20 protein-coding genes are annotated in these 15,105 nt (G+C 70.9%); 18 read left to right on the top strand and 2 right to left on the bottom strand.

The window, feature by feature from the left end:
* The 17 genes from B086_RS0125335 (at nucleotide 1) to B086_RS0125255 (ending at nucleotide 11,582) form a co-directional block, all read left to right on the top strand.
* Nucleotides 1-168 (top strand): hypothetical protein, encoded by a 168-nt coding sequence (locus B086_RS0125335; RefSeq protein WP_018569239.1) that lies wholly within the window; start codon nucleotides 1-3, stop codon nucleotides 166-168.
* Between the two features lie 16 nt (nucleotides 169-184).
* On the top strand, nucleotides 185-1,186 hold the full coding sequence (locus tag B086_RS0125330; RefSeq protein WP_018569238.1) for an ATP-binding protein: 1,002 nt from the start codon (nucleotides 185-187) through the stop codon (nucleotides 1,184-1,186).
* Nucleotides 1,183-1,392 (top strand): hypothetical protein, encoded by a 210-nt coding sequence (locus B086_RS0125325; protein WP_018569237.1) that lies wholly within the window; start codon nucleotides 1,183-1,185, stop codon nucleotides 1,390-1,392. The genes B086_RS0125330 and B086_RS0125325 overlap by 4 nt, the downstream gene beginning before the upstream one ends.
* Before the next feature lie 14 nt (nucleotides 1,393-1,406).
* A complete protein-coding gene (locus tag B086_RS0125320) occupies nucleotides 1,407-1,718 on the top strand; it encodes a hypothetical protein (protein WP_018569236.1) in 312 nt (103 codons plus the stop codon).
* Nucleotides 1,719-1,883: 165 nt separating this feature from the next.
* Nucleotides 1,884-2,654, top strand: a complete 771-nt coding sequence (locus tag B086_RS0125315; RefSeq protein WP_026252755.1) for a hypothetical protein — start codon at nucleotides 1,884-1,886, stop codon at nucleotides 2,652-2,654.
* Nucleotides 2,654-2,965, top strand: a complete 312-nt coding sequence (locus tag B086_RS0125310; RefSeq protein WP_018569234.1) for a hypothetical protein — start codon at nucleotides 2,654-2,656, stop codon at nucleotides 2,963-2,965. Before B086_RS0125315 ends, B086_RS0125310 begins: the two co-directional genes overlap by 1 nt.
* Before the next feature lie 89 nt (nucleotides 2,966-3,054).
* On the top strand, nucleotides 3,055-3,753 hold the full coding sequence (locus B086_RS0125305; RefSeq protein WP_018569233.1) for a GGDEF domain-containing protein: 699 nt from the start codon (nucleotides 3,055-3,057) through the stop codon (nucleotides 3,751-3,753).
* Nucleotides 3,750-4,208 (top strand): hypothetical protein, encoded by a 459-nt coding sequence (locus B086_RS0125300; protein ID WP_018569232.1) that lies wholly within the window; start codon nucleotides 3,750-3,752, stop codon nucleotides 4,206-4,208. Before B086_RS0125305 ends, B086_RS0125300 begins: the two co-directional genes overlap by 4 nt.
* The gene (locus B086_RS0125295; RefSeq protein ID WP_018569231.1) at nucleotides 4,205-4,768 is read left to right on the top strand and encodes a WhiB family transcriptional regulator; all 564 of its coding nucleotides are present in this window, start codon (nucleotides 4,205-4,207) and stop codon (nucleotides 4,766-4,768) included. Before B086_RS0125300 ends, B086_RS0125295 begins: the two co-directional genes overlap by 4 nt.
* Nucleotides 4,769-4,770: 2 nt before the next feature.
* On the top strand, nucleotides 4,771-5,637 hold the full coding sequence (locus B086_RS0125290; protein WP_018569230.1) for an Lsr2 dimerization domain-containing protein: 867 nt from the start codon (nucleotides 4,771-4,773) through the stop codon (nucleotides 5,635-5,637).
* The gene (locus B086_RS40735; protein WP_018569229.1) at nucleotides 5,634-6,395 is read left to right on the top strand and encodes a hypothetical protein; all 762 of its coding nucleotides are present in this window, start codon (nucleotides 5,634-5,636) and stop codon (nucleotides 6,393-6,395) included. The genes B086_RS0125290 and B086_RS40735 overlap by 4 nt, the downstream gene beginning before the upstream one ends.
* A gap of 97 nt (nucleotides 6,396-6,492) precedes the next feature.
* Nucleotides 6,493-7,044, top strand: a complete 552-nt coding sequence (locus B086_RS0125280) for a hypothetical protein (protein WP_018569228.1) — start codon at nucleotides 6,493-6,495, stop codon at nucleotides 7,042-7,044.
* A complete protein-coding gene (locus tag B086_RS0125275; protein ID WP_018569227.1) occupies nucleotides 7,041-7,766 on the top strand; it encodes a hypothetical protein in 726 nt (241 codons plus the stop codon). Before B086_RS0125280 ends, B086_RS0125275 begins: the two co-directional genes overlap by 4 nt.
* Nucleotides 7,767-8,017: 251 nt before the next feature.
* Entirely contained in the window at nucleotides 8,018-8,464 is a 447-nt protein-coding gene (locus B086_RS0125270; RefSeq protein WP_018569226.1) for a histidine phosphatase family protein, read from the top strand.
* A gap of 16 nt (nucleotides 8,465-8,480) precedes the next feature.
* Nucleotides 8,481-9,629 (top strand): hypothetical protein, encoded by a 1,149-nt coding sequence (locus tag B086_RS0125265; RefSeq protein ID WP_018569225.1) that lies wholly within the window; start codon nucleotides 8,481-8,483, stop codon nucleotides 9,627-9,629.
* The gene (locus tag B086_RS0125260; protein ID WP_018569224.1) at nucleotides 9,629-10,570 is read left to right on the top strand and encodes a phosphotransferase; all 942 of its coding nucleotides are present in this window, start codon (nucleotides 9,629-9,631) and stop codon (nucleotides 10,568-10,570) included. Before B086_RS0125265 ends, B086_RS0125260 begins: the two co-directional genes overlap by 1 nt.
* A complete protein-coding gene (locus B086_RS0125255; RefSeq protein ID WP_106436157.1) occupies nucleotides 10,485-11,582 on the top strand; it encodes a hypothetical protein in 1,098 nt (365 codons plus the stop codon). The genes B086_RS0125260 and B086_RS0125255 overlap by 86 nt, the downstream gene beginning before the upstream one ends.
* Nucleotides 11,583-11,764: 182 nt before the next feature.
* On the opposite strand, the gene B086_RS0125250 is transcribed toward B086_RS0125255, so the two are convergent.
* A complete protein-coding gene (locus B086_RS0125250) occupies nucleotides 11,765-13,045 on the bottom strand; it encodes a ParB/RepB/Spo0J family partition protein (RefSeq protein WP_018569222.1) in 1,281 nt (426 codons plus the stop codon).
* Nucleotides 13,042-14,205, bottom strand: coding sequence for a ParA family protein (locus tag B086_RS0125245; protein WP_026252754.1), 1,164 nt, complete (start codon nucleotides 14,203-14,205; stop codon nucleotides 13,042-13,044). Before B086_RS0125245 ends, B086_RS0125250 begins: the two co-directional genes overlap by 4 nt.
* A gap of 696 nt (nucleotides 14,206-14,901) precedes the next feature.
* On the opposite strand from B086_RS0125245, the gene B086_RS0125240 reads away from it, so the two are divergent.
* Complete coding sequence (locus tag B086_RS0125240; RefSeq protein ID WP_018569220.1) at nucleotides 14,902-15,105, top strand: hypothetical protein; 204 nt, start codon at nucleotides 14,902-14,904, stop codon at nucleotides 15,103-15,105.

The raw sequence follows: 15,105 nt of genomic DNA, 5'->3' as shown, positions 1-15,105 counted from the left end.
ATGGCGAGCGCGAAGGCAACAAACCCGCCCCGCGGCGAGTGCACCCAGTGCTGGTTCCACGCGTACGCCAGCCGCGAGGCCCACGCCGGGCTCCGGCCGCGTCAGGACTGCCCCCAGTGCGTGGACCACATGAAGAACGGCCACCCCGACCACATGATCGTCCGCTGACACAAGGAGAATCCGCATGAAGCCCTTCCGCCTGGACAACGCGCTGCCCGTCGACACGACGATCCCCGACCCCTCGCTCGTGATCCTGATCGGCGCGGCCGGGTCGGGCAAGTCGACGTGGGCGCGCACCTGGCCCACCACGCAGGTCCTGGAGCTCGACAAGTTCCGCGCCCTGGTCAGTGACGACGCCGGAGACCAAGAGGCGACCGAGGACGCCGTGTTCGCGCTCCAGGCCGTCCTCGAAGCGCGCCTCGCCCGCCGGAAGATGACGGTGGCCGACGCGACGAACACCGAGGCCGCCGTGCGGGCCAACCTGGTCGCCACCGCACGCCGCCACGGCGTGCCCACGGTCGCGCTGGTCGTGCCCACCCCGGCCTCCGTGTGCGTCGAACGCCAGGAGCGCCGGCCCGCGAACCGGCGCGTGCCCGAGCCGGTCGTCCGCGCGCAGCACGCCGCCATGGTCGATGCCTGGCCCGGCCTGCCCGCCGAAGGGTTCGACCACGTCGTCGTCGCGGAGAACCTCTACCGCCTAGAGGCGATGCTCAGGCCGCTCAGCGACGCCCGGCGCGCGGACCTGGGATGGGACGGCAGCGACGGCCTGGGCGAGCTGCTCCTGGTGCGCCGCACCTTCGGTCCCGAGATCCTGCCGCTGTGGTGCTGGCGCGACGGCTCACAGCTCGCCGGCGGCGACCGCGTCGCGGAGATCCGCCTCGGCGCCGACCGCATCGTCCTCGCCCAGCGCAACGACGTCGACGGGGCGGGCGACGTCGGCTTTGAGGTCCTGGTGGGCTGCCCGGCCGACGACGATTGCGAGGGCCAGGCGTGGGCGCCGGTCTACAACGTGACTGACCTCCTGCGCGCCCTGACCGGCGAGCTGATGAACGACCCGGACGTGCGCTGCACCGTCCACGGCGCCGCCGCCGCCGACCAGGAGGCCGACGACCACGACCTCCAGGACGACGACCCCGAGGGCCGTGCCGACCTGGAAGAGCAGTTCGCGGCCGCGGTCCGCGAGTGAGCCGCGCCGCCGACGGGCCCCACCCGCACCCGCTCACCCCGGCCGAACTCCCCGACGGCGACGACTGGTTCCACGGCTGCCTGGACTGCCACCTGCCCGTCCAGGGCGGGGGCGCGGGCCTCGCCGCGCACCGCAGCACCGTCCACAACCCCCGCCGCGACTACGGCGACCGCCGCATCCCCATCACGATCCGGCTCGACTTCTGACAAGGAGACCCATCATGGCCGTCCAGACCCAGACCCAGACCGACACCTTCGCCGCGCTTCGCGACTGCTTCGCCGCCGACCTCGCTGCCCTCATCGGCGACCAGGCGCAGCGCGATGACACCCCGAACGCCTTCATCGACCTGGTCGAAGAGGTCCGCGACGTCCTCGGGGCGTCCAGCATCGGCGCCTGGCAGGACGCCAGCGAGGACCTGGACCGCGCGGCCAGCCACCTCGCCGACGCCCTGACCGGCGTGGACGGCGACCAGCGCTCGCTGCTGGCCTGGGCGCGCACCCACCTGCGCGACGGCATCGCGACGGCCAGCTGATCCCGCACCTGAGTTGAGCGCACTCTGTGCCGCCCCGGCCCGCGCCCGCGGGCCGGGGCGGTCGCAATATTCCCCCTGCCGCGCCTGACCGCGTACGTGCCCAAGCCTGATCAACATCCGGTTATGACCGGCTTCGGCCGCCAACACCCCTTCATGGAGGACCGCATGGCCCGCAACCCCGTCACCTGGTACATCGCCACCCCCGCCGACGGCATCATCGAGATGTCCCGCGAGGCCGGAACCCCGGTGAACCTCTCCGCCAGCGTCGGCAAGGTCATCGACCACCCCAACCCCTGCCGCAATAAGTGGTACGACGAGAGCCGCTTCTCCTACTTCCGCATGGTCAAGCGCGTCGGGGAGGCGCTGGAGGACACCGGTATCTGGCCCGTCACCTGGCCCGTCCGGCTGTGGATCGTGGAGCCGCTCGGGGCGACCGGCAACTGGAGCCAGCGCTATTACCCCTACCGGCTGCTCTCCCACCAAATCCGCGTCATCGAGGAGACCGACGCCCACATCGCGCTCGGTCCCGCTGGCCGCGACGTCCTGAACGTCGTCCAGCAGGAGATCCCCGAGCGGGCCGCGCGCTGGGCCGCGGACTGGGACGCCGACCCCGAGGGCATGCGCGACCGGAAGTGGAACTGGGAGCAGTGCGGCGGCCCCACCTGCGGCAGCGGCCGATGGGCGGACTCCCTCGCCACGGCGGTCTCGCACAACCGCCGCGAGTCGGCCGCCCAGACCTGGATCGAGCACCTGGCACGCAACACCGTCGACCAGGCCCTCGCCGTCACCGACGCCAGCATGATGGCCCGCTGCTACGCCTACAGCCGCGCCACCGGCTGCGCGGTCGCCGCTCAGCACCAGGCCCGCTTCGAGCCGTACGTCCTCGACGCGCTGCGCGGCGTCGGCCTCGACTCCCCCGTCCCGGCAGCTGCCTGATGATGCCGAACCACGAGTTCTACGAGGTAGATGTCCCGATACACGACACCACCAACCCGGCCCGGCGGGGTCTGCACGTCTTCACCGGCGAGGCGGACTCCCCCACCACGGCCCTGCGGCGCGCCCACGAGGTGTACGACGCCGCACTCGCCGCGCACCAGGCCGGACACGAGATCCCCGGCAAGCAGCCGGACAACTGGGGAGTCAGCGGGCTGAGGCCCGGCTGGCAGATGGAGTGGCCCGCTGCGAAGGCCGGCCGCTGGATCAACCCCGTCAGCTGGAGTGCCGCTCGCGGCGACTTCGCCCTGTAGCTCCGCCCCGGGACGGCCGCCAAGGCCGGAAAACCAGTCGGCCGCCCCGGGTCACCCATCCCGTGCAAGACGAGAGGGAGATCCTCAGTATGGCCTCCATCGCGCGCGTACAGGCCCCTTCGGGAAATCGCGCTCTGTTCATCACCACGCTCGCCGTGCCGCTGACCGGCTGGACCGTGCACGCGGTCAGCCTCCACCGCAAGCTCGTCGTCGCCCGCCGCGAGCTCGCCGACCGCCGCGACCCCCTCACCGGCGTGCTCGGACGCGACGGCTACACCACCCGGGCCCGCCAGATCACCGACCGGTACGGCGACAGCGCCCTGGTGGTCTTCGTGGACCTGGACCACTTCAAGGCGATCAACGACGGCCCCGGCGGGCACGCCGCCGGCGACCGCGTCCTGGCCGCCACCGCGCAGCGCCTCACCGCCTGGGCGGGCAGCCGCGGCGCGGTCGGCCGGCTCGGAGGGGACGAGTTCGCCGTCACGGTCCGGATCGCACCGGCCCGCCGCGAACTCCGGCTCGCCCAGCTGGCCACCCTGCTCGCCCAGCCGGTCGAGGTCGACGGCGGCGCCCTGGTCGACGTCGCCGCGTCGGTCGGCGCCGCCTCCCCCGACGCCCTCGGCACCACGGACCTGTCCCTGCTCCAGCGGGCCGCCGACGCCGCGATGTACGCGGGCAAGCACACCGGCCGCGCCGTTCTTGCCGGACCGCAGCACGCCACGATCCCCTCCATCAACGGGCGCCGCGCCGGACGTCCGGGCACCCACACCCTGGGGCGGGCGGCATGAGCGACACCACCGCCGTCGACCCGGGCACCTGGATCCGGGGCATCACGATCCGCCAGCCCTGGACGACCTGCATCCTCGCCGGGAAGGACGTGGAGAACAGGCCGGCCCTCTGGTCCTGGCGCGGCTGGCTGCTGCTGCACGCCGGGCAGGCCACCGAGCGGGCCCCGATGCGCGACCCGCTGGTCGCCACCGCGATCCGCGGCCGCGCCCTGCACACCCGGGCCGTCATCGGCGTCGCCCGCCTCATCGACTGCCACCAGGACGCCGCCAGCACCGCCCCGTGCTCGAAGTGGGCGCAGGCCGACGCGTTCCACCTGGTCCTCGCCGACGTCCAAGAGCTCGCGCTGCCCATCCCTTGGCTGCACGGGCAGCTCGGGCCATGGCGCCCGCCGCAGGACCTCGTAGACCAGGTCCTCCTCCAGCTCCCCCACCTCGCTCCGGAGGCCACCTCATGAGCGGCAACCGCACCGGCGTCGCCTACCCGCCGACCCTCGTCCTCGCCGACGACCGGATCCTCTTCCCCGACACCGAACAGACCCTGCGCTGCCGTACGAACCCGGACCTGTTCCAGATCGAGGACATCCACAACACCGACAAGGAACCCCGCGCCCGCGAGAAGGCACTCGCCCAGGCCAAGCACGCCTGCTCCGGCTGCCCGATCGTCAAGGACTGCCTGAAGTGGGCGCTGGCCAACCCCGCCCTGACGAAGACCGGCGTGTGGGCGGCGACCACCAAGCGCGACCGCACGCAGTTGCGCAAGCAGCTCGTGGCCCGGCTCGGTGAGGACTGGGTCAGCGTGGTCGCCGAACAGGACCGGCTCCGCAGGGAGCGGGCCCGCGCGGCCCGCGCCGTGCCGCCGACCGCCCGCGAACTCGCCCTCGCCCGCCTGGAGCTGGAGGCCATCCCCACCCGGCCCGCGCCGTACGAGCCGTGGAAGGAGCCGATGACCCCGGCCCGGCAGGCGCAGAACTGGGCGGTCCTCAAGGCCGCGCTGTCGACCAAGGCGGCGGCATAGCGATGTTCAACGACTGGCAGCAGGCCCTCGAAGCCGAGGGCCTGCCCCTGAACCCCAACCCCGTGGAGCAGCAGGCCGCCGCAGCCCGCACCGTCGCCCGTCGAGCGAGCAGCAAGGAGGACCTGGTCCTCCTCCTGGACGCGGTCGGCCTGCCCGGCGACGACGACACCCTCGCCCCCCTGCTCCCCCTCCTGACCAGCCCCGACGACGCCCCACACGGAGAGTCCATGACCATCAGCGCCTTCACCGCCACGGCCGCCTCCATGCTCACCAACGGCGACAGCCCCGAACACGTCCGCAGCACCCTCGGACTCTCGGACAGCGAACTCGCCGAGGCCGTGCAGCACGCGCGCCTCCCCCGCCTCGACACCGCTCCCGCACCGGCCACGGACGACAGCTCCGGCACCGGGCATACGCAAAGCCCGGCGTCCGGCCGCACGGCGGACACCGACAGGACCGAGGAACTGCTCGAGTGGGCGCAGAACCAACCCGCCGCCGGCATCCGCAACCGTGCCGCCCGCGTCCGCGGCGACCTCATCGAGCTGACCGTGCGCCGCGCCGTGGCCATCGCCCAGCAGGAAGCAGAGGAACAGGTTGCCAGGGCCAGGGCCGAACTGGACGCCGCGCAAGAGCGGCTGCGCCGGGTGAAGGTCGGCGACCGCATCACCACGTCTGTGAAGGACACCACGCCCCCGGGCGGAGACCCGGCTCCGGCGGCCGGGCGCAGCAAGGAAGAGCTGGCCGCGATCCGCACCTGGGCGCGCGCCAACGGCTACCAGGTCGCCGACCGGGGCACCCCGGCCAAGAAGGTGCTGGACGCCTACAACGCCGCCCACGGCACCACCGACCGGGCGGAGGCAGGCCGGTGAACGCCATACCCCTCGCGCTGGACGGTTACCTGACCGCCGAGCCCGAGCCGGGCGACCGGGACGGGACTGTCTCCTGGCGGCTGGCCTGCTCCAGTGCCACCGACCACCTGGTGGAAGAAGCGGTCATCCCGTGCATCACCTCGGAGCCGGAGATTGCGCACGCGCTGCTCACCGACCGGCAGCCCGGCGACCTCCTGCGCGTCACCGGCCGCCTCGTCCTCCCGGACACCGCCGACGGGGTCGTCCGGCTGCACGCCGACCACCTCGAAGTCCTTTGGGAAGCACCCCTGCTGGACGCCCCCGGGGACACGGCGGTCACGACAGTCGTGGACGCGGCCGCGGCAGAAGCGGAGGCGGACCGCAACCGTGCGATCGCCGCTCTCGCCGAAGCCCTCACCGGCCTGGAACAGACTTCCCCCGGGCCCGGCCGGAGCGTCCGCATCCACATCAGCCCGGCCGGCGCCCTCGGATCCGGCCTGGAGCACTGCCACAGCATCGGCATCACCCCCGCGCTGGCCCAGCGGCTCGCCGACTACGTCGACGCCATGAGCTGCTACCTCGACAGCGAACGCCCCGACGGCACCGTCCTGGCCCCGGAGACCGTCGCCGACCTGACCGAGCTGTTCGAGGACATCGACCTGACCGGCCTCACCCGCGACGTCCTCAACGCGACCCGACCCGAACACAGGCCGGCGGTCACCCGCGCGTTGGACGACATGTTCGGCGACGTCCCCGCGCCCGGGGACACCGACTCCTGACCGCCAGCCGGGCCCCGCCCGAACGCGGGCCCCACCCGAACGCGAGGCCCGGCTTTTCCTCATGCCCGCCCGACACCTCGCACAGGAGACCCCCTCCGTGTCAGCCACCCTGATCACCGCCGGACTCACCATCGTCGCCACCCTGCTCGGCGCGATCGTCTCCGGCCTTTTCCAAGAACGCGCGGCCGAGCGGTCGGTGCGCGTCACCCACGGCGAAGCGGTCCGCCGCGACCGCCTGGAAGCCATCACCGCGCTGGCCTGCGCCGCCAGCGACCACCGCCGGGCACTCTGGGTCCGCGGCGACGCCGTCCTCAAGGGCACCGCGACCGAGCGGATCGACGACCTGCGCGGCGAGAGCCACATGACCCGCAGCGCGGTCACCCGCCCGCTCGTCGCCCTGCGCGTCCTCATCGAGGACCCGGCCGTACGCGCCGCCGCCGACCGCATGATCACCCTGACGTACGCGATCCGCCAGGCGATCCCCACTGCCGCCGGCGCCAACCAGGACACGGCCAGGCAACGGCTCACCGAAGCCCGCGAGACCGCGAAATCCGCCCACGACGACTTCGTGAACACCGCCGCCCGCTACCTGAGCCCAGACATGCCGCCGGCCACCCCGCGCCCCACCTCCGAGGAGCCGACCCGATGAACCGCCCCTTCTTCCGCCGCTGCGGACGCGCCCCCGGCACCCTCACTCCCGAGGACCAGGCCGTCATCGACCAGTACCGCGCGACGCTCACCGCCCTGCGCAACCCCGAGCCCTGGACACCCGGCAGCGCCCGGGACATCACCGTGCGTGTCGGCCCGTTCATCGAGCGAGCGCACACCCGGCCCGGTGACGACCATGGCACCGACATGATCGCCGTCGCCCTGGTCCACCCCGACACCCCGCATGCCGCCGCCTCCCTCCGCGGCCGCCAGCTCGGCTACACCGAGCGCGGCTGGCTGTGCTGCCAGACGACCGCGGTCCTCGGCTGCTGGCAGCCCGGCTACGCGATGCTCACCCACGCCGCCGCAGGCCTTCCCCTGCCTGACGACGTCGGCATGGCCCCCGCCCACTACGCCCTCTACATCGAGGCCCGCAAACGCGACGACAGCCTCGACGGCCACACCCTGCTGCGCCTCGGCCCGTACACCCAGACCCGGCACGCCCAGCACGACCACGACCGGATCACTGCCGCACTGGACGGACGCGAGACCACCCTCGTGCCCGGCCACCGTGTCACCGCGCGGTTCGGGCCGTTCGACGTCAGCGACCACCACCTGTTCACCGACCCACACGAGACCGACGCCGTGACGCTCCTCGAGGCCGCCGACACGGGGCGAGCGCGTGACGGCTTGAGCCGGGTGAGTACCCGTAACGCCCCGTAGATCACCCGCGAAACGGGTTCTTCCGCCGCTGATGTCCCAGTGCGCCCTGCCCGGCCGTCCGGGTAAGCGGCGGTCACGCCCGCTGCGTTGCGTGGGCTCGGCGTCGGCTGGCACCCGCGTCTTTGTAGAGAGGATGAAGATGCTTTTTCTCGTTCGTCACGCCGAGTCCGTCGAGAATGCCACCAAGTACACCGGCTTCTACGAGAACCCTCGTCCGTGGACCGGCCCGGCGGCGCATGCACTGTCCCGGGATGTACCGCCGTGCCCGCGACACCGCCGCGCTTGCCCTGCCCGGCACGCCCTACGAGGTGACCGCGCTCCTCAACGAGCAGCACTACGGGGCAGCCACCTACATGACCAGGCAAGAGCTGTATGCCACCTACCCCGAGGGCAGGGAGGACCGGCAGATCCGCAAGCACCTGTGGACGCCTCCCGGCGGCGGAGAGTCGCTCGCCAACGGTGTCCTGCGGCGGGCCACAGCGTTCGTCGACGGACTGTTGACCGCGCCCAAGCGGGATGTCGTGGCGTTCACGCACCACACCGCGATCCTCGCGCTGCGTGCGGTCCTGGAGCGCCGTCCGGTGACCGAGCTGGTCGATGAGGCCCGTGCGCGTAAGACACCCAACGCCGCGGTCCTGGCCTACGAACAGGCCGGTGGACTGTTCCACGCCCGCGGCACCGCCCGCCCGGACTGCTGAGGAGACGAGACAGCCCATGAACGTCCTGTACCTCAACGGGCCCGTGCAGAACGGGCCGTTCACCATCGCCGGACGGCCAGGCAAGGCGGCAGGCATCCGCGCGGCCGAAGCACTCAACACCCTTCTCGGCACCGGGCCGGCCCCGCACCTGTGGAACACCGTCACTCTGGCCGGAGACCAGCGCCACCGCGACGCCCCCGACCAGAACACCAGCCGGCAGGAGCGAGAAGAACGCGCGATCGCCGCCAAGTACGCGTCGGACGCAGCGCCGGCCGGTGGCATTCTCACCGACACCGCGCCCGTCGTGGCCGCCCTCGCGCTGGAGACGACCGAACGCCTTCTGCACGACGGCGTCCTGAGCGTCAGGGCCGCCGCTGTTCATCTCTGCGCCCGCTGCGGACACATGACCGGCGCTGCCGTGCATGGCTGCCGCAGGTGCGGGCATCAGGAATGCCGGCCGCACACCCGGCGGCTGCTGGTCTGGGACCGGCCTACGGCCGCCCCCGTGCTCGCACGTGAGGACTTCCACGCCCACCGGGCCAGCACCCCCAGGCATTTGCTGACCATCGCGCGCAACGTCCCGCAGCGGCTGGTCCTTTCCCGTACCCGTGACCACGGCATCAGTCTCGCGCCACTCGGGCTCGACGGCCTGGTCCTGGATCCGCGGGCCGGCGTGCATGTCACCGTGCTGGCCGCGGCCGCCCAGGCCGGAGCCGGGCAGCCGGTGATGACGGTCACCGAGAACGCCGCGGCGAACGTCGCCGCCTACGGAGCCCTGTACCGCCGGCATGACGGTACGCGGCTGCGGTACGCGCTGCACGGACGGATCCCGTACGACGACACTGCGGCACTGCTGCAGTGGTGCGAGGTACACCGCGTCAGCCCGCCGCAACGCGAGCTGTTCCTCGCCTGGTTCCTGCCCCTGTGCTCACTGCACACCCGCGCGGGCATCGCTGCGGCACAGCTTCCGGGGCTGCTGAAGTTCTGGCGCCGCGCCCACCTGGCCCGGCCGGACGCACCTGGGAGTGACGCTCTCGCTGAACTGCGACGGCGTGTCGCCGCAGGTGATATGCGCTGGGTCATGGACGTGAGGACCCTGTCCCTGGCGATCCCTGAGCACCCGGTCACCCACGGCTTCGCGCAGGGGCCGGAAGGAGCGAGCTGATGAACGAGACCACCTGGCGGTTCGTCAAGGAGCGCACCGCCGCTGACGGAGCGGTGTACGTCTCCGCCGACGGAACCCGGTACCGGCGTACCGGCGGGCCTGAGCTTCGGGCGGAGGCCGCCTTCCAGCGCCGGATCGCCGCCCTGGACTACCCGGTCCCCCACCTCCTGGAGGAAGGCCTCACCGACGACGGCCACTGCTACGTGGTGGAGGAGTCGCTGGGAGGACAGACCCTGCACGAGCGGGCGATGGCCGCCCTGGACGGCGGCCGCGCCCTGGCGGACGACATCATCGACACCGCCGCGCAGGTGGCCGCCCGGCTGCTGCGCGCCCAGGCCGCCCACCTTGCCCCGTCCACGCCCTGCGCGCTGCGGCAGTGGCTGGACAGTGCCGGCTTCACCCAGAACGTGTTCCAGGAGAACCCCGACCTGGACAACGCCCGGACGCACGTCGCGCTCGAGGACGCCCTGGGCCGTCTTGCCGCCGTTCCGCTGGTGCCAGGCCATCTCGACTACGGGCTGCCCAACGTCCTGCCGGCAGGCGTCATCGACTGGCAGCACCACGGTCTGGTCCCGCTCGGATACGACGTCCTGCCGGCCCTGGAGATCATCGCCTTCAAGGGCGGCACCAAGGGCTACACCGCCGACCCCGGCCAACGGCGGCGCTACCTCGCCGCGCTGGACGACGCGAGCCGGCACGCAACCGGGCAGCCCGTCAGCCAGAATCTGGGCCCCTATCTGCTCGTCAAGGCCCTGTTCTTCCTGGCCCTGATGCGGCCTACCGACCCCGCCCGCACGGACAAGCACCTGAAGTGGCAGTACCGCCGACACCTCTTCGCGAAGGGACTTGGGCAGTATGAGCGCAACCGGACGGTCGATACCGCCCTCTTCCCCAGCCTCGACGAGTTCACCGCTGGGCACCGCGCTGGCGACCATCCGTGACCGCGACTACCTCCTGGACCGCGCCGGAGTGATCTTCAAGGTCATCGGCGACGTCCATCCCGGCACGCACTTCCTCGGCTACGTCAAGTACTACCCGGACGCCCGCGGCGACCGCCTGCTGTTCGGCCGCACCTACCGGCAGAACAGCGTCGTCTCCAAAGCCTTCGGCATCCTCGCCGACCGGCCCGAGTGCTACCTCTACTCCCCCGCCGTGGGATGCGTCATCACCGGCGTTCCCCGCGAGGACATCGCCACCCACTACTCCTGCCGCCAGACCCTCGCCGCACTGCACCAGACACCCGGCCTCCTGGACACGACGCCGGTCGGCAAGGACCTGCTCGCCGTCATCGACTGGATCGCCGCGGCCGGCGCCATGGACGTCATCGGTGTGACCGGGTCGTTCCTGGTCGGTGCCTGCAACGCCCGCTCCGACATCGACCTCGTCTGCTACGGGCCTCGCGGCTACGAGGCGGCGCAGGCACTGTTCGCCGAACGCACCCTCATCCGTCCGTACGAGGGAGAGGCCCTGACCCGGCTGTACCTGCGGCGCGCCAAGTACATGGTGGGCGGCAGCTTCGACGCGCTCATGCGGCAGGAGTCCCGCAAGCTGCAGGGCCTGACCGCAGGGGCCGGTGCGCACATCAACTGTGAGCCGCTCAGGGTCGACGGCGACAAGACGTTCGCCGGGGTGGTGGCCAAGGAGGTAGGGGCGATCTCTGTCCTTGCCCGGATCACGGATCACTCAGAGGGGCTGGTCACGCCGGCCCTATACGGAATCGAGGTGGACACGGTCACGGAGTCCACGGTCGACGAGCCGTCCGTGTTCGCCCGCCGCATCACCCACCTCCGCAGCTACCTCGGTGCCTACACCGGGGCGTTCCGCACGGGCGACGTCGTCTACCTGTCCGGACGGCTGGTCCACATTCAGGGGCCGGGTGCGCACGACGGCTTCGGTATCGAACTGACCCCGTGGTCGGCAGCCGAGTCGTTCCTCGCCAATCTGACCCGCTGATTCAGTGGACGTGTTCCCGTAGCTGGCTCCGATAACGGCCATACGGAACGAGGATCACCCGGGTGCTCTAGGTGGTCGTGCTCGGGCCGCAGGCCGCAGGCCGCTGGACGGGACGGTGAAGGCTCGTGCTCCCTGCGCCGGGAGCACGAGCCCGTTTCGGTGTAGAGCCGGTGGTCCGTTGCTCAGGCCGACTGCTGCTGTTCCCGCGCAACGAGCTGATGGACCAGGTCGTCGTACGCGGCAGTGTGCTGCTCACGCAGGATCTCAAGCATGAGCCGTGTGGTCTCGGTGAAGACGGGCTGGCCCATCTTGCGGTGCAAGTGATTCGCGACAAATGCGGCGTTGTCGTACGGAAGCTGACGAGGACCCATTGCCTTACCGTCCGTTGCCGGGGCGGCATCCTGGTCCGCAGCACCGGCTGCCGCTTCAGCAGGGGCAGGAGGCGCGGGGCGAGCGGGCTGGCGTTGAGCAGGGGGCTTCGCCGTGATGGCCGATGGTTTGTTGTCCGCGGACAACAAACCCTCACCGGGCTGCTCCTGCGCCGAGGGCGTGCTGCTGTTGTTGTCCGCGGACAACGAACGTTCGCCGTCGTCCACGTGCGGGGGGCCGGCCGCCTGGGAGGCCTGGGCTGTCTCCGAGTTGTTGTCCGCGGACAACAAAGCACCGCTGTCCTGGGCGCGCAGGGCCTCAAGCCGGCTGCGTTCCTCGGCTTTCGCCCGTGCCGCTGCTTCCTTTGACGCCTGCAGGTGGTCAAGCAGAGCGGGTGCGGAGATTCCGGGAGTGTCCTTGGCGTACCGAGCCAGCATCCGTCCGTCGCGTTCCGCGAGCGTCCCCGCGCTCAGCATGAGCTGCAGCTCTTCGGGCAGCTCCAGCAGGACCAGCTGGTTGGTCACCCACGAGCGGTCTCGGCCGAGCTGCTCGGCGGCGCGGGTGCGCGCACCGCGCTCCGAGGTCTCCGCGCACACGGCGACCAGTTCTTGGAGGCCGCGGGCTCGTTCGATGACGTCGAAGTCCTCCCGCTCGAGGTTCTCCTTCAGCAGGTGGTTTATGAACGACTCTCGGCTGGAGGCGAGATCGTCGCGGATGACGAAGTCCAGGGCTTCCAGGCCGACGTGGACGGCGCTGCGGAAGCGGCGCTCGCCGTTGACGAGGACATGGGCGGCATCGCCGATCTGTTCCTCGTGGTCCGGCCACAGAGCCAGGTAGGCCGTGCGGGACACGGCGACGCACGCGGCCAGCTGTGCCTGACGCAGTTCTTCACCGAAGCGGGTCTTGTCCTCGTCGGTGCCGAAGTTGCGGCGCGGGTTGAGGGGAGTGGGGGAGACCTCGTCCAGATGGAGCCTGACCAGCTCGTAGGCGGGTACGTCCCCCTGAGTGACGGCCTTGGCACGTCCACGGGCGCTGCGACCGCGGCGTGCGCTGTTGAACGAGGAGCCGGTTCCCAGCCGGTCGGCGACGCTCATCCGCTGATCCTCCGTGCGATGGTCCGCATTGCTTCCGCCTGCTCGCAGTAGGGGGCGTGGGCGAGCAAGGGCGCCTTCAGACGCACCGCCTCACGCTGGTCCTTCAGTTCGGGCACGATGGCCAGGACGGGGGGCTCGCCGATCTTCTTCCACTCCTCGAGGGAGGAGGTCGCCACGTAGCCCTTGCGGCTGTCGTACATGTTGACGACGAATCCGAGCTGGCCGATGGTCACCTCCATGTCCTCGGTCAGGTCCTCGATCTGCTCTTCGAGCATGTCGTAGGCGTCGGCTGAGGAGTCTTCGGAGAGGACGGGCACGACGATGCCGGAGGTGCCGTCTTCTTCGCCGTCGCGGGTGCGGCAGTAGTAGATGGCGGTGTCCATGCTGTAGCCGAGGCTGGGCGGGCAGTCGACGACGATGAAGTCGAAGTCGCGTTCGAGCGGCTCCAGAGCCTTCTCCAGTGCCGTCTCCTTGATGCGGACGAAGCGGCTCGTGGCGAGCTTGGCGTCCAGGAGGAAAGCGTCCTTGCAGGCCGGCAGCAGCCAGAGGTGGTCCTCGAAGTCACCGCCCTTTATCGGGACGAGCAGGTCTGCGAGTTCCCCGTCCTTGACCTCCCCGAGCATGTGCTTGGCGAGGCTGGGGGCGTCGATCTCGATGAGCGGGTGACCGAGCTGCTTGGACAGGTGCCCCTGCGGGTCGAAGTCGATCAGCAGGGTGCGGCGGCCGGACTCGGCGAGGGCCTGGGCGACGCCGGCGGAGACCGAGGTCTTGCCGACGCCTCCCTTCTGGTTGCCGAAGATGATGCGCCGGGCCCCGGTGACACGCTGCGGTTTGGGCCGCGGGGAGGGGTGCTCGTCCAGCCACAGGCGGATCGACTGGGCGATGCCTTGGTTGTAGGTGATGCCGCGGGCCTTGCAGTCCTGCTTCAGCTTGTCGTACAGCCCGGTCGGCAGATACGTCGCGAAGGACGTTCCACCCGTCGTGTCAACGAGAGGCCGGCTCGTCGTCTTCGCCTTGCGCCAAGTGGTGACGCCTTGGGTCACAGCGTCCTGGATGTCGGTGTCGACCTCGGCAGCACGGACCTTGAGCTCCTTGCGGAGCTCTGCCGGCAGCTTGGCTACTACCTTTTCCCGATCTCCGGAATCGTATGGGGCGGTCATGGCGCTACCTTACTAACCATCACAGTGGAGGGAACAGCAAGGCGGGCATGGTGTCGTTTGTTTTCCGCGGACAACAAACGAGTCGGGCACGGCAGCTTGAGTGGCCGTCACCTGGCACATGCCGATCCTGGCCTGCGACAGCGCACGGCTCCGACAGCCGAGACTGTCACCTGGGAGGGGCGATGCTCCGCCCCCCAATTCCTCCGGCCGCTCCGCCGGTCTTGGCCGTCGCGCGGCGATCCGCTGCGGCGGACTGGCTCCCAGGCCCGCTCAAGGAGCCGACTCCGGCAACGCCCGATCACGGTCCGCTTCCGCCCAGCGCGTGGATGGCTGGACGGAAGCGGGGCGGTCCCCTTCGGTTGTTCTTCAGCACAAGGGAACTGCGTGACCTCCCGGACCGGAAGGTGCGACGCCGGAGCGTCACGCCCCATAGTGCGCCTTCCGGCTTGCCCCGTGCTGCGTAGGACAGATTGGACGCCAAAAGTGTTCAGTCGGCGGCCGCTTGGTGTCGCTGAAGTCCGACGTTGATGCGTTGAGGCCCTGAGCTGTGACAGGAGCGCGGGGCCATTGTTCCGCAACTTCATGATCACGTTGAGTGATGCGAGGCGCGGGCGCCATGCTGTGGTCCAACTTCCCCGGAGGCGTCAGCACCGATGCGGGGGAGCTCCCGGACTCATTTCCCTACGGAAGGGTGTCATGAAGAGTAGGCAGGTGATGACCGTGGCCGTCCTGGCAACGGTCCTCGCGTGGAGCACGCTGATGACCGTGCTCGGGTATCTCGCGGCAGTCGCCGCGCTGCTGCCCTCCCTCGGGCTACTGATCCAGCAGATCGTCTCCGCGTGCAACGGCGTCGCTTCACGGCGCGGCTCGGCGGCCGGGAGCGAGGAGCTGTCACGGTGA

This window comes from Streptomyces sp. PsTaAH-124, assembly GCF_000373685.1.
In the GTDB taxonomy this organism is placed as follows: Bacteria; Actinomycetota; Actinomycetes; order Streptomycetales; family Streptomycetaceae; genus Streptomyces; species Streptomyces andamanensis.
This window is presented reverse-complemented; position numbering and strand designations above follow the sequence as displayed.